The organism is Plantibacter sp. CFBP 8798, from assembly GCF_014841195.1.
Lineage (GTDB): Bacteria > Actinomycetota > Actinomycetes > Actinomycetales > Microbacteriaceae > Plantibacter > Plantibacter auratus.
Genome location: NZ_JACYTS010000001.1, coordinates 767,095 through 793,711, shown reverse-complemented (window position 1 = coordinate 793,711; position 26,617 = coordinate 767,095). Strand labels below are relative to the sequence as shown.

Below are 26,617 nucleotides of genomic sequence, written 5' to 3'. Positions count from 1 at the left end.
GACCGGCGGCGGTGAGCTCAGTGACCGGCGGCGGTGAGCTCAGCGACCGGGCGCGGCCCGGCCGAGCGGCCCGGGCCGCTTACTCCTCGTCCCAGGTCATGCGACGGCCCATCACGGGCACGGAGGCCAGGAGCTCTCGGGTGTAGGCGTCCTCGGGAGCAGCGAGGACGGTGGCCGTGGGGCCCGCCTCGACGACCCGGCCGGCCTGCATGACGCTCACCGTGTCGCACATGTAGTTCACGACGGCGAGGTTGTGGGAGATGAACAGCACCGTGAGTTCGAGCTCACGCTGCAGCTCGCGCAGCAGGTTGAGGACGACGCCCTGCACCGACACGTCGAGCGCCGAGGTGATCTCGTCGGCGATGAGGACCTCCGGTTCGGCCGCGAGCGCCCGGGCGATCGTGATGCGCTGCCGCTGACCACCCGAGAACGCCGACGGCAGGTCGTTCGCGCGGTCCGGGTCGATGTGCACGCGCTCGAGCAGCTCGCCCACCCGGGACCGCTGCTCCGAGCGACTCCAGGAGCGCCCGGTCGCCCGGGACCCCTCGGCGATCGACAGCCCGATCGGCATGCGCGGGTCGAGCGCGGAGTACGGGTCCTGGAAGACGAGTTGCACGCGTCGACGCGCACGACGGGCAGCGGACGAGCGCCCGACGATGTCGGCGCCGTTCAGTCGGATGCCGCCGGCGCTCGGGATGACGAGGCCGACGGCGGCCGCGGCGACCGTCGACTTGCCTGAGCCGGACTCCCCCACGAGCCCGTGGGACGTGCCCGGGCGGACCGTGAGGTCGAAGCCGTCGACCGCGGTGTGCGCGGACGCGCCGTGGCCGTAACGGACCGTGAGGCCGGAGAACTCGAGACCGGTCATGCGCGCTGTCCTTCGGTGGTGATGGGCCCTTCGACAAGCTCAGGGACCGGCCCTTCGACAGGCTCAGGGACCAAGAACGACTCACCGATGACCGGGAGCGGCATGGTGCGGTCGGAGGTCATGTCGGGCACGCAGGCGATGAGCCCACGCGTGTACGGGTGCCGCGCCTCGTGGAGGCGATCGGCGTCGAGCGATTCGACGATGCGGCCGTCCTTCATGACGAGGATGCGGTCGCAGAACCCGCTGACGAGGGCGATGTCGTGCGAGATGAGCAGGATCGCAGCACCCGTCTGCTCCTGCGCCTCGTGGAGGACCCGGAGGACCTGGCGCTGCACCGTCACGTCGAGCGCCGTCGTGGGCTCGTCGGCGATGAGCAGCTTCGGGCGGCCCATGAGCCCCATACCGATCATGGCCCGTTGCCGCATGCCGCCGGACAGCTCATGTGGGAACTGCTTCAGGCGCTTCGCCGGGAGCGGGATCCGCACCGACTCGAGCGCGGCCTCGGCGCGTTTCGTCGACTCGGCCGCCGACAGCCCCTCGTGGACCTCGACGGTCTCGCGGAGCTGCTTGCCGATCGTGAGCGACGGGTTGAGCGAGGTGAGCGGGTCCTGGAAGACCATCGCGAGCTCGAGGCCGAGGCGGCTGCGCTCGGCCTTCGTCAGCGGTGCGGTCATGTCGATCCCGCGGAAGCTCAGCTCCGAGGCCTGCACCGAGGAGTCCGGCCCGAGGAGGGCGGCGATCGCCATCGCGCTCACCGATTTGCCCGATCCGGACTCGCCGACGACACCGACGACCTCGCCGGGCATGATCGTGAGGCTGATGCCGTGGACGCGCTCGACGAGTCGGCCGTCGCGGTCGGGGAAGGCGACGCGGAGGTCGCGGACCTCGACGACGGGTGCGTCCTCGGTGGGGACGGCCGCCGTGGCGGCCTCGGTCGCCGCACGTGAGCCACGACGCCGCGCCGGTGCCGGCAGGCCGAGCAACCGCTTCGACGACTCGTTCCAGAGCTCGCCGAGCTGCGTGAAGATGACGCCGCACACGACGAGCGCGATGCCGGGACCGATCGCCGCCATCGGATTGCCGTAGATGCGGGCGATCCCGAGGCCGAGGAGGCGACCCCAGTCGTACTCGGGCGCCTGCACGCCGAGACCGAGGAAGGACAGGCCGGCGAAAGCGAGCAGCGTGCCGGAGGCGGAGACCGCCGCGTTCACGAGCATGGGCGGCAGCATGTTCGGCATGACGTGCCGGACGAGCACCTCCGCCTGCCCGACACCGGCGATCCGCGCGGCCTTCACATAGTCGCGACCGACGAGCGACGACGCGAGCGTGTAGGTGAGGCGGGCGAAGGTCGGCACGCCGGCGAACCCGACGGCGAGCATCGCGCCGGTGGCGCTCGCGCCCCAGATCACCGAGAAGAACAGCGCCATGAGGAGCCAGGGGAACGACAACAGGATGTCGATGAGCGCGGTGACGAGTCGACGCAGCGGGCGAGGCAGGACCGTCGCGACGGCCCCGAGCAGGACGCCGCCGACGACGGAGATCGCGGTGGCGCCGAGGGTCAGCAGGACGGACACCCGCGTGGCGACCATGACCCGGGCGAAGACGTCGCGTCCGAGCTCGTCGGTGCCGAAGGGGTGGGCGAGGCTCGCACCGGCGAGGCGGTCGGCCACGGACGTCGTGTCGGCGGCGGACCCCCAGACGGTCGGGCCGACGACCGCGACCACGATGATGAGGAGCGCTCCGATCGCGCCGGTCAGGCCGCGCGGGGTGCGGAGACGATCGAGCACCGGGGACCGGCGTGAGGGGGTGGGACTGGAGGTGGTCGGACGGGTGCTCATGAGCTCAGCCCTCCGTGATCGAGGAGCGCGGATCGATCGTCGCGAGCGCGATGTCGATGAGGAGGTTGAGGCCGAGGACGAGGATCGCGTACACGAGGACGATGCCCTGGATCATCGGGTAGTCCTTCGAGGTGATCGACGAGACGATGCTCGTCCCCAGGCCCGGGATGGCGAAGACCGTCTCGATGAGCACGGTACCGGCGACCATGCCCGTGAGGATGATGCCGCCGATCGTGAGTGTGGACGTCACCATGTTCGGCAGCGCGTGCCGGAGGTAGACGAGGTGCGTCGGCAGGCGCTTGCTCCGTGCCGTGGTCATGTACGGCATCTCGAGGACGGCCAGCATCTCCACGTGCACGATGCGGGCCAGGTACGCCATCGGACCGACCGCGAGGGCCACCACCGGCAGGATCGCCTGGTCGAAACCTCCCCAGCCGGCGGCCGGGAGCACCTTGAGCCCGATGCTGAACACGGCGATGAGACCGACGGCGAGCAGGAGGCTCGGGATGGCGATCAGCACGCCGAGTAGACCCGAGACGCCGAGGTCCGCGAGGCGGCGGCGGCCGGTACGCGAGGACACCGCGGTCGCGACACCGATGGGGAAGGCGCCGATCGCCGCGAGGAGGAAGGACGCGACCGCGAGGGTGAGCGTCACCGGGAACCGCTGCGCGATCGTGTCGGCGACCGGCCGCTGCGACCCGATCGCCGTGCCGAAGTCGCCGCGGAACAGCCCGCTGACGTAGTTGACGAACTGCTCCGGCACCGGCACGTTCAGGCCGAGGTCGGCGCGCGTCCGCTCGACGAGTTCCGGGGTCGCGCTGTTCCCGAGCGCAGCCCGCACCGGGTCTCCCGGCACGAGCTGCACGATCAGGAACGTCGCGACGATGACGATGGCGAGGGAGACGAGCACCCTGCCCAGTCGTCGGAGGATGAACGAGGTCCGCGGGGAGAGTCCGCCGAGGACGCCGCGACCCCCTCGACGCGCGACCGCCGGGCCGCCGGGGCCCGTGGCCGGGTCGGTGGCCTGCTCGGTGGTCACGGTCGAGGGGATCGTCATGATCAGCCGACCATCCGGATGCTCGTCGGGCGGATGAAGTTCGGGCGCTCGACCTCGGCGCCGTTCAGGTACAGGAAGTCCTGCGCGTCGGCGATCGGGAACACGTCCGTCCGCTCGATGAGCTTCGCCTCGGCCTGCTGCCAGAGGTCGCAGGTCTCCTCCGGGCTGGCCGTCTTGGCCTGCTCGGCGAGCGCGTCGTACTCCGGGTTGTCGACGAACATGAAGTTGTTGCCGCCCTTGTCCGGGGTCTCGCCACCGAAGAAGGTGTTCACGATGACCGGTCCGCCCGGAGCGATCTGCACGAAGCCGGTGTCCCAGTCGAAGGTCGAGAACAGCTGCTCTGACCAGGCGTTCGCGTCGTTGCCCGAGAGCTCCGTCGTGACGCCCAGCTCGTCCCAGGTCTGCTGCACGAGCTCGGCCGCGGCCGCGTGGCTCGGGGTGGCCGCATCGTAGATGAACTTGATCGTCAGCGGCTCGCCGTCCTTCGACCGCTTGCCGTCGGAGCCGAGCGTCCAGCCCGCCTCGTCGAGCAGCTCGCCGGACTTCTCGACGTCCGTCTCGGGGAGCGTCCACTGCGGGCCGTCGGCGACGCAAAGGTACGGGCTCTTCACGACGAGCGACTTGGACTCCTCGGCGGTGCCGTCGGTGACGACCTCGCCGACCTGCTCGCGGTCGATCGCGGTGACGAGGGCCTCACGGACGAGCGGGTCGGAGGTGGGGCGCTCCGGGCGCTCGTTGAAGAGCATCTCGCCGATCGGGTTGCGCACGCCCTCGCTGCCGAGACCGGCGGCCTCGACGCGGTCCTGGTCGGCGCCGCCGATGCTCGCGGCGTTCACGTCACCGGAGAGCAGCAGGTTCGCGGCGGTCCCGGGGTCGGTGACGACGCGGACCTCGAAGGTGTCCGGCAGGCCCTTGGTGTCGCTCGTGACGTCCTCCGGGCCCCAGGTGTAGTCGTCGCGCTTGGTGAAGGTGTAGCTGGAGCCCGGGGTCGCCTTGTCGAGGGCGAAGAGGCCGGTGCCGTTCATCGTCTCGACGAGGGAGTCGGGGTCGTCGAGCCCGGCCTGGCAGACCATCTCGACGGTGCCCGTGTTGGCGAGGATGAACGGGTCGGGCGTCGTGCTCGTGACGGTGAGCTGATTGCCGTCGGCGGTCGCGGTCATCCGCTCGGAGACCTGCGCGCCGTAGTAGAAGGTCGCGTTGGCCGGGTCGGCGTTGTAGGTGATGTTCGCCGCGGCGGTCTCCGCGGTGAACGGGGTGCCGTCGGCGCAGGTGATGCCGTCCTTGAGCGTGTAGGTGATGGAGGTGGAGCTCGCATCCTCCTCCCAGCTCTCCGCCAGCCAGGGCAGGAGCTCGCCGTCGGCGTTGACGTACACGAGCGACTCGTAGTGGAAGCTGATGATCTCGCGGGCCTCGAGGCTGATGCCCGTCATGGGGACGAGGCTGCCCGGGTCGCCGCTCATCGCGGTGACGAAGGTGCCGCCGGAGACGTACTCGCCGGAGGAATCGGAGGATTGCGAGGAGGTGCACGCGGTGAGGGCCACCGCGGTGAGGGCCGCGGTGGCGAGTGCCGCCGCGGCTTTCCGCTTGCTGTTCATGCTGGATCCTTCGTACTCGGGTGGCCGTGGTGCGCGGGTGGCCGGATCAGATGGGGTGAGGTGCCGTGCTGGTGCTGGTGGAGAGCTGTGCTGGTGCTGTGGTGCGTCAGATGCGCTGTCGAGTCGCCGTGCCGATGCGGGCGAGAGGACCCGCCGCCTTCACGGAGACCTTCAGGGTGGGGCGGGTCGCGTACGAGACGGGGGTCTCGAGCACGTCGACGATCTCGACCGAGCGCGGGTCTGCGCCGGCCTGGATCGCCTTCTCGATCGCGGAGCGTCCTGCCTCCTCGATGGCGGCTGCGCGGTCGGCGAAGTCGCAGAGCTGATCGGAGCGCCCACCGGCGAGCGCGATGGCCGCGCCCACGGCGTTGGCGACGTTGCCGCGCGCCGGGCGCAGGACCTCGCTCGCGCCGAGGACGGCGTCCGGGACGAGGAATCCTCCGCCGCCGACGACGACGAGCGGGAGGCCGGTGCGGCCGAGCGACATGCGCTCGACGGCGGACTCGGTGCGTTCGTGGGCGACGCCGAGCGCATGCTCGAGTGCTTGGCGGGTCACGCGGTCGAGGGGCGGCAGCTCGCGGTCGGCGATGCCGAACTGGAGCGAGGCCGCGTCGGTGAGGGTCGGGGTGGTGCCGCCGAACAGCAGCGCCTCCTCGGTGAGCCGGTAGCCGACCGAGTCGTGCCGCGGGACACCGGTCGCGGTGTCGACGATCGTGCCGCCGCCGAGGCCGACGCTCAGGATGTCGGGCATGCGGAAGTTCGTCCGCACGCCACCGACCTCGCGGGGCAGGGTCGACTCGCGGGGGAACCGGTCGACGAGCACGCCGAGGTCGCTCGTCGTGCCGCCGACGTCGATGATGATCGCGTTGTCAGCACCGGAGAGGAAGGCGGCGCCGCGGATGGAGTTCGCCGGCCCGGAACCGATCGTGAGCACGGGGTAACGCGCCGCGTACTCGACGGCCATGAGCGTGCCGTCGTTCTGGGCGAAGTACGTGGTCGCGTCGAGTCGCTCCTCGGCGACGACGGTCGTGAGCGCGTTCGTGACGTCGCGGGCGACGGCGTAGAGGGACGCGTTCAGGACCGTCGCGTTCTCGCGCTCCAACAACCCGAGCGCGCCGATCTCGTGACTGAGCGACACCGGGATGTCGACCCCGACGTGGTCCTGGACGAGCGCCTCGACCTCGAGCTCCTGCTCGGGGAACGACGGGCTGAAGATGCCGCAGACGGCGACCGCGTCGAAGGTGCCGGCCAGGGCGTCGAGCTCCCGGCGGATGAGGTCGCGGTCGAGCGGGGCGATCGGGTAGCCGTCGACGAGGTGGCCGCCGCCGGCGAGGATGCTCCCCGCGAGGACGACGTCGCGCAGTTCCCGCGGCCAGCCGGCGAGCGGCGGGAGCGAGGTGGCAGCGGGCGAGCCCAGCCGGATGACGACGACGCGTCCGAGGTCGCGACGGTTGACGATCGCGTTGGTCGCGTGGGTGGTGCCGAGCATGACGCGGGTGACGAGGCCCCGGTCGTCGCCGAGCTGGTCGAGCACCTCGGCGAGCGCCGCCCGGATGCCGCCCGTGACGTCGCGGGTGGTGGGCTGCTTCGTCCATGAGACGACCTCGCCCGTGCCCGAGAGCGCGACGGCGTCGGTGTTGGTCCCGCCGACGTCAATGCCGATCGCGAGTTCGCCCGAGGTGTCGGTGACGGTGCTGGTCGTGGTGCCGGCGCTCATCGGGTCGCTCCAATGGTCTCGTCGGCGCTCACGCCGAAGGGCTCGTAGTCGAGGTCGTAGCCGAACGCGCGCGGCCCGGCGAGTTCGAGGCCGCGCTCCGTCCGCCAGAGCGGATCGCACGCCCAGGCGAGGACGCTCACCCGCTGTCCGAAGCGCAGCATCTCGGTGGAGATCGCGTCGCCCGTCTCGGAGTCGACGATCGTGACGAGGTCGGGGACGCTGACGATCACCGCTCCGTCCTCCATGACGACGAGGTTCTCGTTCTGGATCTCCACGCGGGTGAGGCGACCGCGGTGCTCGCCGATCCCCTCGACCGTGACGGAACCGCGGGTGAACCCGCCCTCGGTGCGGCGCTCGATGTCGACGACCTTGCCGCCGGTGATGAGGGACGCGCCGAGTTCGTCCGTGAGCGCGCCGACGGGGTCGGTGGCGGTGAGGAGCCGGCGCCCGACCTGCACGGCGCGGCTGACGCTGCCCTCGATGACGGCTCCGCGGACGGTGTCGCGGTCCATGACGTAGTTGGCGCCGATCGAGATCGCACCGCTCGCCACGGTGAGGGCGCGGGCGTGGCGCTCGAGCCAGGCGAGGCTGACGGGACGCAGGATCGAGACGTTGCCGATCACGTCGCTCAGGACCGCGTACCCGGGCGGGAGGTTCGCGACGTTCATCGCGGTCATCGGCGCTTCCGGGAAGGCGCGTCCCATGCCGTCGGCGTCGAGGATGCTGAGGCCGAGGCTCGCGGCCCAGCCGACGGGGCCGACGCCGTTGCTGCCGCCGATCTCCGTCGCCATGATCGTGGTGATGCGCTTGCCCGTGAGGCGCTCGATCTCCTCGACGATGATCTCGGCCTGGCCGCTCGCGCCGAGCATCTCGAAGCCCACCGACGGGGCGCCGATGCCGGACATGGCGACCACCACGTCGTCCGCGTCGAGGTCGGCGACCTGTTTGACAGGGACCGGACCGAATTGCTCCAGGGCGATCTCGACGCCGAGCTGCGGGGTCTGCACCGCGCCGCCGCCGCCGGTACCGAAGATGGCGCATCCTGCGGCGAGCGCCGGCACGTCGGCCAGGGTGATGCTGGTGATCGGCGTGGCCGACGCTGCGGAGCGTGCAGCGGGGTGGTTCGTTGACATGTACCGAGCGTAGGCAGGGTCGGGAAGCACGACAATGTTCCCGTAGCCCACACAATCGGGGCAGAATGTGCTCATGGCCCAAGTCACCGTTGCGGACGTCATCCTCCAAGCCGAGCATCTCGGCGCCCGCTGCGTCGCCGGCGTCCCCGCAGGCGTCCCGGTCACCGGCGTCGAGATCCTCGCGCTCGACGAGCTGAACGACGCGACCGAGCACTCCATCGCCATCGTGACGACCCCCGACGGCGCCGTCCCGAGGCCGTACCAGGTCGACATCGCCATCCGCCGAGCCATCGCCGCGGGCTGTGCCGGCCTCGTGTTCGTCGGTGCGTTCCCCGTCGCCGAGACCTCGCGGGCCCTCGCGGACCGCGGTGGCCTGCCGGTCATCATGAGCGAGGGCATCGCCTCAGACCTCGCCGTGCTCATGGACCGCACGATCCGCGGTGGAGCGGAAGAGGCGATGTCGCGCGCCGAGTTCGCGATCCAACGGGTGATCAGCGCGTCCGCGGCTGAAGCAGAGCAGGCGTCTGGTGTCGGCGTGCGGGAGGCGATCCTCGAGGTCGCAAGCACGACGCTCGGGGTGCCGGTCACGCTCGTCGAGGATGCGAGCGCGAGCTGGCTCGAACCGGACGCGGTGTGCATCGGTGAGATCCCGATCGGCCGGGTCCACGCCGAGCGCGACGACCCGGCCGCGGCGATCGCCCTCCCGGTCATCGCCTCCGTCCTCTCGCGCGCCCTGCAACGGGAGCTGCACGGACGCTTCGGTTCGGTGCGCTCGCGGGCGGAGCTCATCATCGAGCTGATCTTCGCCGAGTCGTCCCGTATCGACGGCTTCGCGATGGACGCGGTCCGCGCTGGCCTGCCGCTGCAGCTGTCGCACGCGGTGGCGTGGCTGACCCCGAAGCACGCGAGCGACCCGGACCGCCGCGCACCCACGGTCCTCGCGCCCTCCGTCGAGCTCTTCGCGCTGCAACTCGTCGACCAGCGCGAGGAGCAGTGGCACCTCGCGATGCGGCGCGACGAGATCGTCGTCATCTCCTCGGAGGAGCTCGGCGCACCCGACCACCAGCGGCGCCTGCGCGACGTGATGGAGCGGATCGTCGCGCACGCCTCGACGATCGCGGGGCCGGAATGGACGTTCACCGTCGGGCTCGGGACGCCGCAGAGCGGGGCGGCGGGGCTCCGGCAGTCGGCGACCGAGGCGCGGGTCGCGGCGGAGGCCGCCATTGCGGGTGGTCGCTTCGGCACCATGGAGGCGACGGACGTCACCGGGCTGCGGCGGGTGCTCCTCGACTTCTACGCCTCACCACTCAGTCGGACGCTCCTCGACGACATCCTCTCGCCACTCGACGCCCTCGGGCCGGAGCGGGCCACGATCTCGGTGCGGACGCTCCTCTCCTACCTCAGCCATCGGAACTCACTGGCGCGTGCCGGGGCCGAGCTGAACCTGCATCCGAACGCGGTGAACTACCGGATCCGGCGCATCGAGCAGTCGCTCGAACTCGACCTCGCCGACCCGGACGTCCGCTTCGCCGCGGAGCTCGCCTGCCGGGTGCGGCTCATCGGCATGCCGTGAGGCCCGCTCCGCCCCGGTCCCTGAGCCTGTCGAAGGGCCACGCGGTGCCTTCCCGTCGGCTACACACCCTCCGTGCCGCATTTCGACAAGCTCAATGACCGGACGAAGGTACCCCGGTCCCTGAGCCTGTCGAAGGGCAGCCCCTCGACGACCTCACCGACCGGACGCGAGCGTCTCCGCGTGCCTCGCCGTCCGCACGACGCCCGCGACGAGCGTCGGCCACAGCTGAGCCGGGATGAGGTGCCCCATGTCGGGGAGGACGTGGAGCTCGGCCGCCGGCATCGCCTGGGCGATGTCCACGGCGGAGGCCCAGTGCAGGACGTCGTCCTCGCGACCGTGCAGCACGAGGGTCGGCACCGTCACCTCGCGCAGCCGGTCGAGCCGTTCCGGTGCACGGAGCAACGCGGCCCACTGGCGGCTGAACCCTTCCGGCGCGTACCCGCGGTCGTAGGCCTCGCCGGTCGCCCACACCTCCCACTCGGTGTCCGGCTGGTAGCGGGCGCCGGGGACGGGCGCGGCGAGGACGGCCATCGCGGCGACCGACTCCTCCCGGCTGTACCGCTCGGGCTCGACCTGCAGTTCGGCGCGGTCTCCGTGCAGGATGTAGCGCGGGTCCTGGCCGGGGATCGTCGACAGTAGGCCGAGACTCAGCACCCGCTCGGGGTGTTCGAGCGCGACCATCTGCGCCATCATCCCGCCCATGGAGTGACCGACGAGGTGCGCTGCCTCGACCCCGAGGTGGTCGAGCACCCGCACGACGTCGTCGCCCATGTCACCGAGCGAGTAGCCGCCGTCGAGGTCGTGCTCGCCACCGAAGCGCTGCGAGTACCCGACGTCGCGGTTGTCGAACCGCACGACGCGGAAGCCCTCGTCCGCGAGCATGGCCCGGAGCGGGTCACGCCAGGTGAGCAGCTGCGCACCGCCGCCCGCGATGAGCACGATCACCGGGTCGGCGGGGTCGCCCTCCACCTCGTAGTAGATCGAGACGTCGTCGGTGTCGGTGTACGGCATGCGGTGCTCACTCTCCTCGAACGTGTTCCCTGGCGGGCGTTCCGAGGCTAGCCCGCGGCCTGGGCCGTGCACCATGTGCCCTGGACCCAGCGTTCCCGCCCGAGCTGTGCCGAGCGCCCAAGCCACTGAGGTGAGGCAGGTCGTCGCTCGGCAGCTCGCCGGGCGACGAGATGCCTCACCTCAGCGCACGGGTAGGCTCACGCCATGAGCGCCGAACCCCTCTCCGGAGACGACACCCTGCAGCTGCCCGAGTTCGAGACCCCGCCCGCCGAGCCCATGCTGCTCGCTCAGCAGTGGCTCGCCGCAGCGATCGAGCGGGACGTCAGCGAACCCCGATCGATGACCCTCGCGACCGCCACCTCGGTCGGTGTCGTCAGCGCGCGCACCATCGACGTGAAGACCCTCGACGATCGCGGCCTGATCTTCGGCTCCTCGACCGAGAGCCGCAAGGGCGGGCAGCTCGCCGAGAACCCGAGCGCCGCCCTCCAGGTGTATTGGCGCGAGACGATGCAGCAGCTCCGCTTCGAGGGCCGCGTCGAGCAGCTGAGCGACGAGGAGTCCGACGCACTGTTCGCCGACCGCTCGCCCAAGTCACGAGCGGCGACGGCGGTCGCCCACCAGTCGACGCCATTCCGCGCCGGCCCGGAGGAGACCCTCGACGCCCTCATCGCGCAGGCGAACGCGTTGCTCGAGCGCGAGGGGGACAACGTCCCGCGGCCGGCCACGTGGGTCGGGTTCCGGCTCGTCCCCGACATGGTCGAGTTCTGGCACGCCAGTCGCGACCGGATGCACCGGCGCCTCCGCTACCTCGCGGCCGACGGTGGCTGGATCGTGGACCGCCTGCAGCCGTAGCGGAGGGGCGACCGCCGGCCGCCTCCCCACCCCGGTCATTGAGCCCGTCGAAATGCAACACGGACCAACCCGCCCTTCGAAACTTCGACATGCTCAGTGCAGCCCACCCGGGGACCGAGCGCCGCGCTACCTCGGCGCGCGGACGACCACGACGCCACCGACGGGCGGCTCGACGACCGCGGTGCCGTTGTCGGCGTCGACCGCGATGACGTAGGCACCGACGGCCACGCGCTGCACACCGGCGGTCGCGGGGTGCACGATGACGTCGAGCCCGGGCTCCACCCGGGAGACCTGCTGGTCGGCCGGGTCGGAGTCGGTCGTGAGCACGTGCGCCGGGTGCGTCCGCTCGGCGGCGGCCGCCTCCCGGCGGGTCAGCTCACTCGACGGTGCGGCCACGTGTGCGGCCGTCCCCGCGGTCACGCCGGCACCGAGGGCAGCCGTCTCCGCGCCGTCGACCGCGTTCCGCGGCTCGCCGCTCGACGGGGCGGTCGCGACCGAACCCGTGTCACCGGCCTCGACGTGATGCGCCGGGTGGCTGCGCTCGAGCGCGGCACCCTCGACGTCGACGTTCGGCAGGATGCGGTCGAGCCACTTCGGGATCCACCAGGCGCTCTTCCCGAGCAGGTGCATGACCGCCGGGATGAGGAGCATGCGGACGACGAACGCGTCGACGAGCACGCCGAACGCAAGACCGAAGCCGATGGACCGGATCATCGCCGAGTGGGAGAAGATGAACCCGCCGAAGACGGAGATCATGATGATCGCCGCTGCCACGACGACCGTCCGGCCGGCGTGCAGCCCGCGCTGGACCGCCAGGCGCGCCGGGGCACCGTGGGCGAACGCCTCACGCATGCCGGACACGAGGAACAGCTGGTAGTCCATCGCGAGCCCGAAGAGGATGCCGATGAGGATCGTCGGCAGGAAGCTCAGGATGGGCCCCGGGTCGTGCACGCCGAACACCGGTCCGAGCCAGCCCCACTGGAAGATCGCCGTGATGCCCCCGAAGGTCGCCGCGAGGGACAGCATGAAGCCGAGCGTCGCGGTGAGCGGCACGAGGATCGAGCGGAACACGAGGATCATGATGATCAGCGACAAGCCGACCACGAGCGCCAGGTAGAGCGGAAGGGCGTCGGAGAGCTGCTTCGAGACGTCGATGTTGCCGCTCGCGCTGCCGGCCACGCCGAGCTCGACGTCACCCGACAGTGGCGAGAGGTCGCGCAGGTCGCGGACGAGCTGTTCCGTGGAGACGGCGTTCGGCCCCTCCTTCGGGATCACCTGGAAGGCGAGGACGGAGTTGTCGTCCGATGCGCCCACCGGCGCGACGGCCTTCACGTCGTCCTGGTCGGCGATCTCCTGGCCGATCCGCACCTGCTCCTCGAGGACCTCCTCGTCGGTGGCGGCGTCGGGCAGCGTCGCGACGACGAGCAGCGGACCGTTGACGCCGGCACCGAACTTGTCCTCGATGAGCGTGTAGGACTGGTACTGCGTCGAGTCGACGGCCTCCGAGCTGCCGTCCGGCAGGCCGAGACGCATGTCGAGCGCGGGGATCGCGACGACGCCGAGCACGACGAGTCCGGCGACGAGCGTGCCGACGGCGCGCAGGGTACCCATGGGCTTGGTCGGGACGGCGTCCGGGCGCGGCGTGCCGATGGTGCCGCGTGCCTTCCGGCTGAGGATACGGAGACCGAGCAGCGACAGCAGGGCGGGCGTCAAGGTGACCGCGAGCAGGATGGCGACGGCGACGCAGATCGCGCCGACGGTGCCCATCAGGCCGAGGAACGGGATCCCGGTGACGTTGAGCGCCAGCAGCGCGACGAGGACGGTCGATCCGGCGAAGACGACCGCGTTGCCCGAGGTGCCGTTCGCCAGGCCAATGGACTCGTGCAGCTCCACGCCCGCGAGCAGCTGCTTGCGGTGCCGGTTCAGGATGAACAGCGAGTAGTCGATGCCGACCGCGAGCCCGAGCATGACGCCGAGCACCGGCGTGATCGAGAGCATGTCGACGACGCCCGAGAGCGACAGCGACGCGGTGACGCCCACGCCAACGCCGACGATCGCGGAGACGAGCGGGAGCGATGCGGCGATGACCGTGCCGAGCATGACGAGCAACGTGATCGCCGCGATGATGAGGCCGATCGCCTCACCCACGCCGAACAGCTGCGGCAGGCTCTGCGCGAGCTCGTTCGAGAACTCGACCTCGACGCCCGACGGGACGTCCTCCTTCACCTGGTCGATGACCGACTGCTTCGTCTCCGGCGTGACCTCCTGCTGGCGCTTGTCGAAGACGACGTTCGCGACCGCAGTGGTGTCGTCGGTCGAGACGGTGCGGATACCCGAGGAGAGGTCGAGGAGCTGCGAGGAGAGCTCGAGCTTCGTGCTCTGCTCGTCGAGCTTCGCGAGGTTCTCGGTGATGGTGGCCTGCTGGGCGTCGAGCGCCGTCTGCTGCTGCGTGATCGCGGTCTGCTGCGCGTCGAACTGGGCCTGTGCGGCGGCCGGGAGTGTGCCGCCCGCGGCCTGCTGCGCCTGGGCGAGCGCGGCACTCAGCTGGGTCTGCGCGTCGGTCAGCTGCTGCTGTCCGGCGTCGAGCTGCGTCTGGCCGTCGGTCAGCTGGGTGCGGCCGTCGTCGATCTGCGTCTTGCCGTCGGAGATCTGCTTCGCCTGGTCGGCGATCGTCTCCTGCGTCTCGAAGGGGTTGACCGTGGAGTCGACGCCCTTGAGGTCGGCCGTCTCATCGAGCAGCTCACCGATCGCGGTCTTCTGGCTGTCGGTGAAGGCGTCACCGTCCTTCGTGTGGAACACCATCGCCCCGGTGCCACCGGAGGCGCTCGGGAACGATTCCTCGAGCTGGTCGGTGACCTTCGCGGTCGGGGTGCCCGGGATGGTGACGGCGCTCGAGAGGGTGCCGCCGAAGGCGAGGAACGCGCCGACCGAGATGCCGAGGATCACGATCCAGGAGATGAGGACGGCCCACGCGCGACGCGCGGAGAAGCGTCCGAGGCGATACAGCAGTTCAGCCAAGGGAGTCTCGATTCTTCGGGAGGTGGTGCTGGTGACGTGTGCGGGGACGGAGCGGGAAGCGGATCAGTGCGTGGACGCGTAGCCGGTGCGGACGCTCGCGATGAGCCGTTCCAACAGGTCGGTCCAGAGGGCACGGGCTTCATCGTCCGTGGTGGCGCCGGTACTCGTGATCCAGTGATGGGCGAGCACTTCGACGCCGTGCATGAGGGAGGACACCAGGAAGCCGGCTTCGAGTTCGTCGACGTCGGTGTTGCGCTCGGCCAGCTCGTGGGCGAGCTCCTGGGTGGTGCGGGAGAAGGTGGCCTGGAACAGCTGCTGCGGGCGCGAGTCGTCAGGCGCGAAGCCGCCGAGCGCGTTCCAGAGGAAGGCGATGACGCGGGGGATGTCGGTCGTACGGAGGGCCGCGGCGACGTCCTCGAACATCGAGACGCGCGACCCCGGGCCTGCCGGTCGTGCGTTGACGGCGGACCGGAAGCTCTCGATCACGACGGCCAGCTCCTCGGTGCAGGAGGTGGTGACGAGGTCGTCGATCGAGGAGAAGTGGTTGAACACCGTGCGGCGCGAGACGTCGGCGCGTTCGGCGATGACGTCGACGTTGAAGCCGGCGATGCCCTGCTCCGCGATCATGACGCGGGCGGCGTCGAGGATCGCGCGATGGTGGCGCGCGCGGAGGGCGGCGCGTCGATCCTCGGCGGGGGCGGTGGTGGACACGTGGGTACACTACGTGCACCGATGCACTCAGTGCAACTTGTTGACGCGGTGTTCACCGATCTGCCAGGAAGGTGCACTGACTCGCCCGAAGCTGCACGAATATCCGCGACTTTCGTGCAGGAACGGGCGACTCAGCGACGCCGGGACGGGTGCCGGGGTGGACGGACGGTCGGGTCGGGTGGACTGGGCGTCGGGTGGAGGGGTCACGGCTCCGGCAAGCTGAGAGCATGACGACAGACGAGAAGCTCGACGCACCACGAACGGGCTCGGTCCCCACGACGAACGCGGCCGCGTCCGACGCCCCGCGCACGCGGACCGCATGGGCGGCCGTCGCCGTCATGATGGCGACGAGCTTCGTGCTCGTGCTCGCCGAGTTCCTGCCGCCGAGCCTGCTCCCGTCGATGGCCGCGTCGCTCGGGATCACCGAGGGCCAGGCCGGTCAGGCCGTCACGGCGACCGCCTTCATCGGGTTCCTCACCGCACCGACGATCGGCATCCTCGTCCCGCGACTCGACCGCCGTCTTCTGCTGGTGCTGCTCGCGGCCGCCGCCGCGGTGTCGAGCGCGCTCGTCGCGATCTCCGCCGACTTCGTGATGCTGCTCATCGCCCGACTCCTGCTCGGCGCGGCCCTCGGCGCGTTCTGGGCGATGTCGATCGCGATCGCCGCCCGACTGTCCGCGCCGCACCACCTCGGCCGGGCGATCATGCTCGTGAACACCGGCACCACCGTCGCGACGGTCGCCGGCGTCCCGGTCGGCACCTACCTCGGTTCGGTCATGGACTGGCGCCTCATCTTCGCCGGTGTCGCGGTCATCACCGCGGTGGTGGCCGTCGCACTGCGGCTCGCCCTCCCACCCGTCGCGCCGGCTCCGTCGAGCGGCGGTCTGCGGTCGCTCGTCGACACGCTCCGCGTCCCGGGAATCCGCGTCGGCCTCACGGGGCACATCCTGACCGTCCTCGGCCACTTCATCGCCTTCACCTACATCCGGCTCGCGATCGAGCGGGTGCCCGACCTCGACGCGGCCGGTGTCGCAGTGCTGCTCGCGGCGTTCGGTCTCGGCGGCGTGGTCGGCAACTTCGTCATCGGACTCCTCGTCGACCGCCACCTGGCGGCCCTGCGCTACGTCGTCCCGGCGTTCATCGGCATCTCGATCGCGCTCGTGACCCTCTTCCCGGGGCAGCCCTGGATCGTGACCATCGCGATCACCACCTGGGGCATGGGTTTCGGCGCCTGGCTGACGACTCTGAGCACCTGGATGGGTCGCCTCGTCCCCGACCGCATGGAGTCCGGTGGCGGACTCGTCGTCGCGGGGTTCCAGCTCGCGATCACCGTCGGTGCCGGAGCGGGTGGACTGCTCGTCGACGCGGTCGGCATCGTCCCGGCGCTCACGGTCGCGGCGATCTCCGCGATCGTCGGTGGTGTCGTCTTCGGGTCGGCACGCACCGCACGGTGATACCGAAGGCTGCCCGGCCGAGCGCCTACGCGGCGAGCGCCGCCTCAGCGCGCCAGCGAGCCGGAGTCAGGCCCGTGTACCGCTGGAAGGCGCGCGCGAAGCCGTCTTCCGACACGTAGCCGAGCGCGCCGGCGAGCTCGGCCACGGACGCGCCGCCCGTGAGGATGAGCCCCTTCGCCGTCTCCATGCGAACGGTCGTGAGGTAGGCGCGCGGGGTATGCCCGACGACCTCGCGGAACCGCTCCGCGAACGCCGACCGCGACATCATGGCGATGCGGGCGAGCGTCTCGAAGGTCCACGGTCGCCCCGGTTCGGCGTGCAGGGCGTCGAGGACCGCGCCGATGTGCGGGTCGCCGATGCGCTGCAGCCAGCGGTCCGGCGCACAGCCGACCTCGTTCCACGTGCGGAGCGCGGCCGACACGATGGTGGTCGCGATGCGGCTGCAGATGACGGCGTCGCCCGGCCGCGGACGACCAGTCGCCTGCGGGCAGCCCATGCCCTCGATGAGCGCCACCATCGAGGGCTCCTGACCGGCGAAGTCGGCGACGTACAGGTGCTCGGGCAGCGTCTCCGCCACTTGTTGGCGCTGACCCGGCGGGGTGAAGGCCACGTCGAGGAGCTCGGCGTCCTCGAGCGCGACCACCGTCGTGGCGTGGGCGCGGGGGAAGAAGACGAGGTCGCCGGCGTCGAGGTCGCGGGTGCCGTCGGCGGCGGTGAGGCGGACACGTCCGCTGGAGAGGTAGACGAAGCCGGACGCCGTGTGCGGTCGCCGCAGCGGTGTGCCCGCGGCGAGGCGGTCGCGGTCGGTGCCGTGGATCGTCCACTCGAGGCTCGCGAGTGCGCGATCGAAGGTGTCGATCGTCGACGCTGGAGGGGTCGCGGTGAGGGTCACACCGATGCGAACGCGAAGGCGCCGCCGGATGTTCCGCGACCCTGCCCGCTGAGTCGCCCGCATCTGTCCGATCTCGGCGCGGATCCGAGCAGAATCGGGCGACTCAGTCGCGGCTAGCGCCCGTCCACCACGGACATGAACCCCGCGAAGGCGAAGGCGGCGGGGATGAAGTAGAGCAGCGTGCGGGTGACGAGCCAACTGACCGCACCGATAGCCACCCAGATCGCATGGAAGCGCGCGCGCACCGTGAGGCGACGGCCCTCCTCGCCGATGACCGTCTCCTTCCGGGTCCAGACCTGCTCAGCCTCCATGGCGTCCCGCGCCGCCTCGAGGACGCTCTCGGCGTCCTGTCCCGCCACTCGTTCGTCGCGGTACCGCTCGGCCCTCGTGATGAGACGCGGCACCAGGTCGGTGAGGATCGCATCGATGGCGACCCAGGGAGCGGCGTAGGCGAAGTCGGCGGCCGGCCTGCTGAAGAAGACGACCCGATCGTCGACCATCTCCACGTTGTAGTACGCCGCGGTGCTGACGAGCGACGACATCACGTCGGGGGTCAGCACGTATCGCGCGTCCGCTCCGTACCCGGACGGCGCGTAGACGCGGAACCACCGGTCGAAGTCGCCCTCGAGGGAGATCTGCAGACCCCGGTCGAGGCCCGGCGGCAGGTCGCTGCGGACGGTGTCGTTCGTCGTCGCGTCGAGCAGGAGGTGCGGGAGCGGTGCAGGCAGCCGCACCACGAGGTAATGCCAGTCCCTCGACCGCTTCACGTCGTCGACCAGGTTGCCGAACTCGATGTTCCCGCGGACGAATCGCGGGTACGACTGCACCTGCGGTCCCGGCACGGTGATGAAGGCGTTGTTGTACTTCCCCGTCGTGGTGATGAGCGAGGAGAACATCGCCCGACCCTTCGGTTGCTCCTCGAAGCCGTTGACCACCGCCGTCAGATGGGTCCGCCATCCGGCGAGACGCGCCTTCGGCGACGGCGGGCGTCGCGACCAGCGGTACAGGAACCAGGCACCGACGAGCAGCCCGACGAGGACGAGCGCGGCGACGACCAGGCCGATGACGTCATCAGGCTCGACGCGACGGTCGTGGTATTCGTCGACGCTGACCCCGACCGAGACGAGCGCGATCGCCAGGTACCAGAGGACGAGGCTGAAGTAGAGATGGAAGAGCACTCTCCGCCCGGTGGGCACCCGTTTGGGCCGGCCGGAGCGACGCTCGTCCGCCATCGCCGCGGCGACCTCGTGTTCGGGCGCCGTCAGCCACCGCAGTTCCACTGATCCAGATCCCCTCGACGCCCTCAGCCTCCCAGCGTAGGGCAGGGCGACTACCGGCTCGCAGCGTTGACGACGGCGCGGACCGACGCCTCCAGCACGGAGCGATGGCGCCCGGCTGCCCACACCGTCTCCGCCCCGCGGCGGATCTCCAGGAGGGTCAGGGCCTCGGCGCCACTCCCGGCACTGAGCGAGGTCTGATGCAGGGAGACGATCTCGACGTGGACGCCGTGGTCGGCGAGGAGACGGGTCGCCGCCTCGACCGGACCGACGTCGGCGAAGGTGGCCTCATGGCGGTCCCCGTCGATCCGCAGACCGATCGTCGTCCGCGAGGTCTCGCCGGTCGTCGCCACATCGACCTCGAGCAGCTCGACCCGAGACGGCGTCGCCGACAGGTAGCTGCGCTCGAACGCCGCGAGCAGCGCCTCGGCGTCCAGTTCGCGACCCGTCTCGTCCGCCTGCTGCTGGACGCGACACGAGAAGTCCACCTGGAGACGACGGGGCATCTCGATGCCGTAGTCGCGTTCGAGCAGGTAGGCGATGCCGCCCTTGCCGGACTGCGAGTTCACGCGGATGACCGCCTCGTAGCTCCGGCCGAGGTCCGCGGGGTCGACCGGCAGGTAGGGCACACGCCACGGGAGGTCCTCCGGGCGGCTGCCGGTCGCCTCGGCCCGCGCTCGGTGTTCGGCGAAGCCCTTCTTGATCGCATCCTGGTGCGTCCCCGAGAACGCGGTGTGGACGAGCTCGCCGACGTACGGGTGGCGCGGGTGGATCTCGATGCGGTTGCTGTGCTCCACGACCCGACGGATGTGGTCGATGTCGGAGAAGTCGATCATCGGATCGACGCCCTGCGCGTGCAGGTTGAGCGCCAGGGTCGCGAGGTCGACGTTGCCGGTCCGCTCGCCGTTGCCGAAGATGCACCCTTCGACGCGTTGGGCGCCAGCGAGGACCGCGAGCTCAGCGCACGCGATCCCGGTGCCGCGGTCGTTGTGCGGGTGGACCGACAGGATGACGGCGTCACGACGGTCGAGGTTCCGGTGCATGTACTCGATCTGGTCCGCGTAGACGTTCGGGCTCGCCGCTTCGACGGTCGCGGGCAGGTTGAGGATCACCGGGCGGTCCGGAGAGGCATCCCACAGGGTCGTCATGGCGTCGCAGAGTTCGAGGGCGTAGTCCGGCTCCGTCAGGTTGAAGACCTCCGGGGAGAACTCGAACCGCACCCCGTCGAGGTCGCCGGCGAACTCGAGGACGTCGGAGCCGCCGGTGAGGATGAGCGCGCGGAGTGAGTCGCGGTCGTGTCCGAGGACGACCTCCCGCCAGAGCGGCGCCGTCGCGGTGTACAGGTGGATGACGACCGGGTTCCGGATCCCACGGATCGACTCGACCGTGCGCTCGATCAGGTCGCGGCGGGCGGGCGTGAAGACGACGATCGTGACGTCCTCGGGAGCGATGTCGGTCTCGGCGATCAAGCGGACGAAGTCGTAGTCGGTCTGCGAGGCGGAGGGGTACCCGACCTCGATCTCCTTGTACCCCATGGTGACCATCAGCTCGAAGAACGCCCGTTTCCGCTCGGGGTCCATGGGCTCGGCGAGCGCCTGGTTGCCGTCGCGAAGGTCCACCGGCACCCAGAGCGGCGCCTCGGTCAGGCGCCGTGACGGCCAGGTGCGGTCGAGGAGCGGGACGTCCACCCGCGAGTACAGGTCCTGGTACCGGTGGGACGGCATCTGCGAGTGGCGCTGGCGATTCCAGCTCGGCGCGGAGGACGGAACGGGGCCGGCGGGTGTGGAGAGTCGGGAGTCTGCGGGGGTCACGCGGCAACGCTAACACAACTTGTCAGACAAGCTGAGGACTATGATCGACACATGGACACCGTGCACCGTGAATCACTCTCCGACCAGGTCGCACGCTTGCTCCTGCAGCGCATCCAGGCCGGCGAGTGGGAGGTCGGCCAGAAGTTGCCCGGCGAGACGACCCTGGCACCGCAGCTCGGCGTCGGCCGCTCGACGATGCGCGAGGCGATCCGCCAGCTGGCCGGCCAGGGCGTGCTGTCGACCCGGCAGGGATCGGGGAACTTCCTCCGGTCGCGCACGCCGGTCCAGGATTGGGACGCGCTCGTCCTGCGGACCGCGATCGGCTCGGTCATCGAGGCCCGCATCGCCATCGAGTGTGAAGCGGCAGCCCTCGCCGCACAACGCCACACGGCGTCCGATCTGGCCGCCATCCGGGCAGCGCTGGCCCATCGGAACACCGATCGCGCGACCATCGAGGGGCGGGTCGACGCCGACACGGCGCTCCACCGGAGCATCGTCGCCGCGAGCGGGAACGAGATCCTCACCGAACTGTTCGACACCTTCGCCGAGCGCAGCCGCGAGGCGATGATCCAGATGCTCCGCCTCAGCGGCGAGCCGGGGACGGACCACGACCAGCTCGTCCACGAGCACATCGTGCAGGCGGTCGCCGATCGCGATGCCACCGCAGCGTTCGACCGCAGCCGCACCCACCTCGTCGCCCTCCGCGACGGGTTGACCAGTTCGGACTGATCGCAGCGCGCGCGCGACTATACGCCTGTCGGCGCGCGCATGACAGGCCCCCACGGGAGTCGGCCGGCAGGCGCAGGCTGAGCGCGAGTACCGCTCCGCCGGGGCGGGCACCGAGCACTGCACCAACGCGCCGATCAGGCGTCGAACCAGTCCTCGCGGGGACAGGCGGGAACACGCAGCATGTCGAAGACTCCGACCCGGAACAAACCACCGAAACGCATCCGCAAGGACCGTTACGAGGCCGAGCTGGAACGACTGCAGATCGAGCTCGTCACGATGCAGCGCTGGGTGATCGAGACCGGCGCGCGGGTCGTCGTGGTCTTCGAGGGCCGAGACGCCGCAGGCAAGGGCGGCGCAATCAAGCGCATCGTCCAATACCTGAACCCACGGTCCGCCCGGGTCGCGGCCCTGCCCACACCCGGTGAGCAGGAACGTGGTCAGTGGTACTTCCAGCGCTACATCCAGCACCTGCCCACGGCGGGCGAAATCGTGCTGTTCGACCGCTCCTGGTACAACCGTGCCGGCGTCGAACGGGTGATGGACTACTGCACCCCTGAGCAGTATCGGCGATTCCTCCGCCAGACCCCCGTGTTCGAGCGGATGCTCGTCGAGGACGGCATCATCCTCGTCAAGTACTGGTTCTCGGTCTCCGACGACGTCCAGGAGCAGCGGTTCCGCTCGCGACTGGACGACCCCATGCGCCGCTGGAAGCTGTCCGACACGGACCTCCAGTCGATCACCCGCTGGGAGGACTACTCGCGGGCCAAGGACGAGATGTTCGAGGCCACCGACCACGCGGACGCGCCCTGGTGGACGATCGAGAGCGACGACAAGCGGGCGTCGCGTTTGAACGCGATCTCGCACCTGCTCTCCCAGATCCCCTACGAGCAGCGCGCCCCCGAGCCGATCGACATCCCCGAGCGGCCGGGCGCCGACGGGTACGACCGACCCGCGCGCGAACGGTACCGGTACGTGCCGGATCACGCCCACACCCTCGGGGGCTGAATCGGCGCGCTGACGGGACGACCCGGATCAGTCGGCGCTCTGGCCACCCTGTCGTGCGCGGTGGGCGCGGACCCGACCCCGACTGGCACAGGCCGGCGACGGGCACCAGTGACGCCGACCCGAGGTGTCGAGGAACACCCAGCGGCAGTCGACCTCGGCACACTCACGCAACAGCTCCCGGTCCGGCCCCTGCAGCATGACCAGCGCTTGGACGGCGATCGCGGCGAGCGCCGCGGCGAGCGTGACGCCGGCCTGAGCGGGACCGCTCCACAGCGCTCCGGCCGAACCCGACGCGTGTCCACGCACCTGCGCGAGATCGTCCGGGGCCGGTTCGCGCCCGGCGACCGACGCCATCGCCAGCTCGCGGAGCGACTCCCGCAGCCTCACGAGGCGATCGAGGTCGTCGGCGCTCAGCTCGCCATCCACACCGAACCCGACCAGGCCGAGCCACCGATGCCCCGCCTCGGGCGTCCCGATCCGCTCCACCGGCCGCGTTCCGAAGCTCTGTCCCTGCGTGGCGAGCAGGTTCAGCCAGGTGGCTCCGCCGTCGAAGCGGAAGTCGGTCTCGGTCGTCATGGTTCGAGTGTAACGTGTCAACCGTTACAACAGGGAAGAACGAGGGAGCGACGATGCAGGGAGCGACGATGCACGAGGTGTTCGATGTGGCGGCCGGCCGCGAACGACTGGCGGAGCTGCAGGACGAGACGACGACCGCCGCCTGGCGCGCGACGGTCGATGCGGCGGCGCCGGGCTTCGACGAATGGATCGTCGGCGCCGTGTTCGGTGGGACCTATCAACGCGACGGCCTGACGCCGCGCGACCGACAACTGCTCATCATCGGTGCGCTGACGGCGCTCGGCGGCGTCGACCCACAACTCAGCGGTCACCTCACGACGTCGCTCCGGATCGGGATGACCCGGACCGAGCTCGCCGAGGCGCTCGTCCACCTCGTGCCGTATGTCGGGCTGCCCCGGGTGATGGCGGCCCTGCGGCTCCTCCCCGAGGCGGCGACCGAGCCACCGGCGACCGACCGCGACGACGACGCCCGGTGACCCGGGTGCGGCTCGAGACCCGGGTGATCCGCACGGTGCTCGGCGACATCGACCCGGCCACGGCGGGCGTCGTCGACTCACACGACCACCTCTTCCTGCGGACACCGGTCCTGGCCGGTGAGGACCTCGTCGAGGAGCCTGACGCCACGACCGCAGTCGAGCAGTTCGCGGCGGCGGACGGCGGGACCGTCGTCCAGTGGACGCCTCGGGGTCTCGGACGCGGCCTCCCGGCGCTCCGGCGGATCAGTGCGTCGACGGGGGTCCACGTCGTGGCGGCGACCGGACGTCATCTGGGACGCGTCTACCCCACCGGCGCTGCGGAACCCGCGCGCTCGGCCGACGAGCTCGCAGCGGCGTTCATCGACGACGTCGTCCGGCACCGGTGCGGACTGATCAAGATCGGTGTCGGCCCCGACCGCCTCGCCGAGGACGAGCGGGACGCGTTGCGGGCCGCCGCAGTGGCGCATCACGCCACCGGAGTGCCGATCGCGGTGCACCTCGAGCAGGGACCGGCGGCCGAGCTCGTCCTGGCGGCGCTGGACGCCGACGAGGTGGACCCGAGGTCCATCGTCCTCGGGCATCTCGGCCGGAACCCTCACGTCGAGCAGATCCTCCAGGCCGCCCGCTCCGGCGCGTGGGTATGCATCGACGCACCGTCGCCGGGCCACCCGATGGACCCCGCTCGACTGGCGCGGGTCCTCGAGAACCTCATCGACGACGGGCACCTGCCCGCGCTGCTCCTCGGCGCCGACACGACCACGTCCGCCTCCCGCGTTCGGCCGGAGGAGTACGGTCCGGCGGCGCTCCTGACGACCGTCGCACCGCAGTTGGCGCAGGCCCTCGGCGCGGAAGCGGTGTCGACGATCACCCGCGACAACCCCGCCCGCGCGTGGGCGTTCGTGCCCAGTGATTCGACGCCGGAACAGAAAATCAGCCCGCGCCTTTCGGCAACGGGCTGATCATGATGACTCCAGCGTAACGGACGGAGACGTGCCGAGGAGCCTGGCGGCATTCGGCCTGTGGACAACACCACCCCGTAGGGAGGTCGTGAGGATCCACGCGGAAGGCGTATGGAAACCGTGAGGACCGCCGTCGGAGGTCGCTGACGGGTGTTGGCTCTGAGCTGTCCCGAACGGGACGCAGCACCACGCACCCGCACCACGCACCCACTGGAGTCCTCTTGCTCGACCTCGTCTACGTGCTCGGCGTCATCGCCGTGTTCGCTCTGGTCGGCCTCGTCGCCCGGGGAGTGGAGAGACTGTGATCGTCTTCGAACTCCTCGCCGCCGTCCTGGCCGTCGCCGCCGTCGTGTACCTCGTGTACGCGCTCGTGAAACCCGAGAGGTTCTGATGCAGACCCTCTTCGCGATCCTCCAGGTCTCGACCCTCGTCCTGGTCCTCGTGCTGCTCTACCGTCCGCTCGGTGAGTACCTCGCCCGGGTGTACACCTCGAGCAAGGACTTCGCCGTCGAGCGCGGCTTCTATCGCGTGATCGGTGTCGACGCCCGCTCCGAGCAGACCTGGCAGGCCTACCTCCGCGGGGTGCTCGCCTTCTCGCTCGTCGGCGTTCTCCTCGTCTACGCCCTCCAGCGTGCGCAGGCCGTCCTGCCCTTCGCACTCGGCCTCCCCGCCGTCCCCGAGGGCCTGTCGTTCAACACGGCCGTGTCCTTCGTCACGAACACCAACTGGCAGTCGTACTCGCCCGAGGTCACGATGGGCTACACCGTGCAGCTCACGGGCCTCGCGGTGCAGAACTTCGTCTCCGCCGCCGTCGGCATCGCCGTCGCGATCGCCCTCGTCCGCGGCTTCGCGAGTCGCCGCAGCGGCACCATCGGCAACTTCTGGGTCGACCTCACCCGCGGCACCCTCCGCGTGCTGCTGCCGCTCTCGGTCGTCATGGCGGTCGTGCTCATCGCGGGCGGGACCATCCAGAACCTCAACGGCTTCACCGACGTCACGACCATCACGGGCGCGACGCAGACCATCCCCGGCGGACCGGTCGCCTCCCAGGAGGCCATCAAGCTCCTCGGCACGAACGGCGGCGGGTTCTTCAACGCGAACTCCGCGCACCCCTTCGAGAACCCGACCGCCTGGACGAGCCTCGTCCAGAACATCCTCATGCTCGCGATCCCGTTCTCCCTGCCGCGCACCTTCGGCCGCATGGTCGGCGACCACAAGCAGGGCTACACGATCCTCGCGGTCATGGGCGTCATCTTCCTCGCCTCGTTCTCGATCCTCACGGCGCTCGAAACCCGCGGCCTCGGAGCGGCACCGATGGCGGCCGGCGGTGCGATGGAGGGCAAGGAGCAGCGTTTCGGCGTCTTCGCCTCGACGCTGTTCGGCTCGACCTCGACGCTGACCTCGACGGGTGCCGTCAACTCGATGCACGACTCCTACACGGCACTCGGCGGCATGATGCCGATGATCAACATGATGCTCGGCGAGATCGCCCCCGGCGGCGTCGGTTCAGGCCTGTACGGCATGCTCGTGCTCGCCGTCATCGCCGTGTTCATCGGTGGACTGCTCGTCGGCCGGACCCCGGAGTACCTCGGCAAGAAGATCGGCCCGCGGGAGATCAAGCTCGCGAGCCTGTACATCCTCGTGACGCCGACCCTCGTGCTCGCCGGCACCGCTCTCAGCTTCGCCATCCCCGGCGTCCGCTCGGATGTGGAGACGACGTCGATCTGGAACCCGGGCCTCCACGGCCTCTCCGAGGTCCTCTACGCCTTCACCTCTGCGTCGAACAACAACGGTTCCGCGTTCGCCGGCCTCACGGCGAACACCCCGTGGTTCAACACGGCACTCGGCGTCGCGATGCTCCTCGGTCGCTTCGTCCCGATCGTGCTCGTCCTCGCGCTCGCCGGTTCGCTGGCCGCACAGGACCGGGTGCCGTCGACCGCCGGAACGCTCCCGACCAACCGGCCGCAGTTCGTCGGCCTCCTCACCGGTGTCGCCGTGATCATCACCGCACTCACCTACTTCCCCGTACTCGCGCTGGGTCCCCTGGCGGAAGGGCTGTCATAAA

At 70.5% G+C, this 26,617-nt stretch carries 22 protein-coding genes; 9 read left to right on the top strand and 13 right to left on the bottom strand.

Going from position 1 to position 26,617, the window contains the following annotated elements:
• Nucleotides 1-79: 79 nt before the first annotated feature.
• The 6 genes from IFU30_RS03735 to IFU30_RS03710 all read right to left on the bottom strand — a co-directional run bounded on the left by IFU30_RS03735 (nt 80) and on the right by IFU30_RS03710 (nt 8,208).
• Entirely contained in the window at nt 80-868 is a 789-nt protein-coding gene (locus IFU30_RS03735; protein ID WP_085512081.1) for an ABC transporter ATP-binding protein, read from the bottom strand.
• Nucleotides 865-2,706 (bottom strand): dipeptide/oligopeptide/nickel ABC transporter permease/ATP-binding protein, encoded by a 1,842-nt coding sequence (locus IFU30_RS03730; protein WP_192004360.1) that lies wholly within the window; start codon nt 2,704-2,706, stop codon nt 865-867. Before IFU30_RS03730 ends, IFU30_RS03735 begins: the two co-directional genes overlap by 4 nt.
• Nucleotides 2,707-2,710: 4 nt before the next feature.
• A complete protein-coding gene (locus IFU30_RS03725; RefSeq protein ID WP_137242513.1) occupies nt 2,711-3,763 on the bottom strand; it encodes an ABC transporter permease in 1,053 nt (350 codons plus the stop codon).
• Nucleotides 3,764-3,765: 2 nt separating this feature from the next.
• Complete coding sequence (locus IFU30_RS03720; protein ID WP_079704786.1) at nt 3,766-5,358, bottom strand: ABC transporter substrate-binding protein; 1,593 nt, start codon at nt 5,356-5,358, stop codon at nt 3,766-3,768.
• 106 nt (nt 5,359-5,464) lie between these two features.
• A complete protein-coding gene (locus tag IFU30_RS03715; RefSeq protein ID WP_192004359.1) occupies nt 5,465-7,075 on the bottom strand; it encodes a hydantoinase/oxoprolinase N-terminal domain-containing protein in 1,611 nt (536 codons plus the stop codon).
• Nucleotides 7,072-8,208 (bottom strand): DUF917 domain-containing protein, encoded by a 1,137-nt coding sequence (locus IFU30_RS03710; protein ID WP_085512084.1) that lies wholly within the window; start codon nt 8,206-8,208, stop codon nt 7,072-7,074. Before IFU30_RS03710 ends, IFU30_RS03715 begins: the two co-directional genes overlap by 4 nt.
• Before the next feature lie 73 nt (nt 8,209-8,281).
• Between IFU30_RS03710 and IFU30_RS03705 the strand changes: the two genes are divergently transcribed.
• Nucleotides 8,282-9,781 carry a PucR family transcriptional regulator gene (locus tag IFU30_RS03705; RefSeq protein ID WP_192004358.1) on the top strand — a complete coding sequence of 500 codons (1,500 nt, stop codon included), beginning with the start codon at nt 8,282-8,284 and terminating at the stop codon, nt 9,779-9,781.
• 153 nt (nt 9,782-9,934) lie between these two features.
• On the opposite strand, the gene IFU30_RS03700 is transcribed toward IFU30_RS03705, so the two are convergent.
• Nucleotides 9,935-10,792: an alpha/beta fold hydrolase gene (locus tag IFU30_RS03700; RefSeq protein ID WP_192004357.1), complete on the bottom strand. Its 858-nt coding sequence runs from the start codon at nt 10,790-10,792 to the stop codon at nt 9,935-9,937.
• A gap of 204 nt (nt 10,793-10,996) precedes the next feature.
• Here IFU30_RS03700 and IFU30_RS03695 point away from each other — a divergent pair, with 204 nt between their 5' ends.
• On the top strand, nt 10,997-11,644 hold the full coding sequence (locus tag IFU30_RS03695) for a pyridoxal 5'-phosphate synthase (protein ID WP_192004356.1): 648 nt from the start codon (nt 10,997-10,999) through the stop codon (nt 11,642-11,644).
• Between the two features lie 126 nt (nt 11,645-11,770).
• Here IFU30_RS03695 and IFU30_RS03690 read toward each other — a convergent pair whose 3' ends face one another.
• Together IFU30_RS03690 and IFU30_RS03685 are read right to left on the bottom strand one after the other, a co-directional pair.
• Complete coding sequence (locus IFU30_RS03690; protein WP_192004355.1) at nt 11,771-14,662, bottom strand: MMPL family transporter; 2,892 nt, start codon at nt 14,660-14,662, stop codon at nt 11,771-11,773.
• A gap of 63 nt (nt 14,663-14,725) precedes the next feature.
• On the bottom strand, nt 14,726-15,373 hold the full coding sequence (locus tag IFU30_RS03685; RefSeq protein ID WP_192004354.1) for a TetR family transcriptional regulator: 648 nt from the start codon (nt 15,371-15,373) through the stop codon (nt 14,726-14,728).
• Between the two features lie 227 nt (nt 15,374-15,600).
• Between IFU30_RS03685 and IFU30_RS03680 the strand changes: the two genes are divergently transcribed.
• Nucleotides 15,601-16,827 carry an MFS transporter gene (locus tag IFU30_RS03680; RefSeq protein ID WP_192004353.1) on the top strand — a complete coding sequence of 409 codons (1,227 nt, stop codon included), beginning with the start codon at nt 15,601-15,603 and terminating at the stop codon, nt 16,825-16,827.
• Nucleotides 16,828-16,852: 25 nt separating this feature from the next.
• Here the strand turns inward: IFU30_RS03680 and IFU30_RS20820 are convergent, their stop codons facing one another.
• From IFU30_RS20820 to IFU30_RS03665, 3 genes are all read right to left on the bottom strand, one after another.
• Nucleotides 16,853-17,719: a helix-turn-helix domain-containing protein gene (locus IFU30_RS20820; protein ID WP_197977372.1), complete on the bottom strand. Its 867-nt coding sequence runs from the start codon at nt 17,717-17,719 to the stop codon at nt 16,853-16,855.
• A 113-nt stretch (nt 17,720-17,832) separates the two neighbouring features.
• Nucleotides 17,833-18,999 carry a hypothetical protein gene (locus tag IFU30_RS03670; protein WP_192004352.1) on the bottom strand — a complete coding sequence of 389 codons (1,167 nt, stop codon included), beginning with the start codon at nt 18,997-18,999 and terminating at the stop codon, nt 17,833-17,835.
• A 50-nt stretch (nt 19,000-19,049) separates the two neighbouring features.
• A complete protein-coding gene (locus IFU30_RS03665; RefSeq protein ID WP_192004772.1) occupies nt 19,050-20,720 on the bottom strand; it encodes a 2-isopropylmalate synthase in 1,671 nt (556 codons plus the stop codon).
• 138 nt (nt 20,721-20,858) lie between these two features.
• Between IFU30_RS03665 and IFU30_RS03660 the strand changes: the two genes are divergently transcribed.
• Together IFU30_RS03660 and ppk2 are read left to right on the top strand one after the other, a co-directional pair.
• A complete protein-coding gene (locus IFU30_RS03660; protein WP_192004351.1) occupies nt 20,859-21,536 on the top strand; it encodes a FadR/GntR family transcriptional regulator in 678 nt (225 codons plus the stop codon).
• A gap of 180 nt (nt 21,537-21,716) precedes the next feature.
• Nucleotides 21,717-22,541, top strand: a complete 825-nt coding sequence (gene ppk2 / locus IFU30_RS03655) for a polyphosphate kinase 2 (RefSeq protein WP_192004350.1) — start codon at nt 21,717-21,719, stop codon at nt 22,539-22,541.
• Nucleotides 22,542-22,568: 27 nt separating this feature from the next.
• On the opposite strand, the gene IFU30_RS03650 is transcribed toward ppk2, so the two are convergent.
• Nucleotides 22,569-23,117, bottom strand: a complete 549-nt coding sequence (locus IFU30_RS03650; RefSeq protein WP_192004349.1) for a CGNR zinc finger domain-containing protein — start codon at nt 23,115-23,117, stop codon at nt 22,569-22,571.
• Between the two features lie 53 nt (nt 23,118-23,170).
• Here IFU30_RS03650 and IFU30_RS03645 point away from each other — a divergent pair, with 53 nt between their 5' ends.
• The 4 genes from IFU30_RS03645 (at nt 23,171) to kdpA (ending at nt 26,616) form a co-directional block, all read left to right on the top strand.
• Nucleotides 23,171-23,593 (top strand): carboxymuconolactone decarboxylase family protein, encoded by a 423-nt coding sequence (locus IFU30_RS03645; protein WP_249404631.1) that lies wholly within the window; start codon nt 23,171-23,173, stop codon nt 23,591-23,593.
• Entirely contained in the window at nt 23,590-24,552 is a 963-nt protein-coding gene (locus IFU30_RS03640; protein ID WP_192004348.1) for a phosphotriesterase, read from the top strand. The genes IFU30_RS03645 and IFU30_RS03640 overlap by 4 nt, the downstream gene beginning before the upstream one ends.
• A 301-nt stretch (nt 24,553-24,853) precedes the next feature.
• The gene (gene kdpF, locus IFU30_RS03635; protein WP_056009336.1) at nt 24,854-24,943 is read left to right on the top strand and encodes a K(+)-transporting ATPase subunit F; all 90 of its coding nucleotides are present in this window, start codon (nt 24,854-24,856) and stop codon (nt 24,941-24,943) included.
• On the top strand, nt 24,943-26,616 hold the full coding sequence (gene kdpA, locus IFU30_RS03630; RefSeq protein ID WP_192004347.1) for a potassium-transporting ATPase subunit KdpA: 1,674 nt from the start codon (nt 24,943-24,945) through the stop codon (nt 26,614-26,616). Before kdpF ends, kdpA begins: the two co-directional genes overlap by 1 nt.
• Nucleotide 26,617 lies beyond the last annotated feature (1 nt).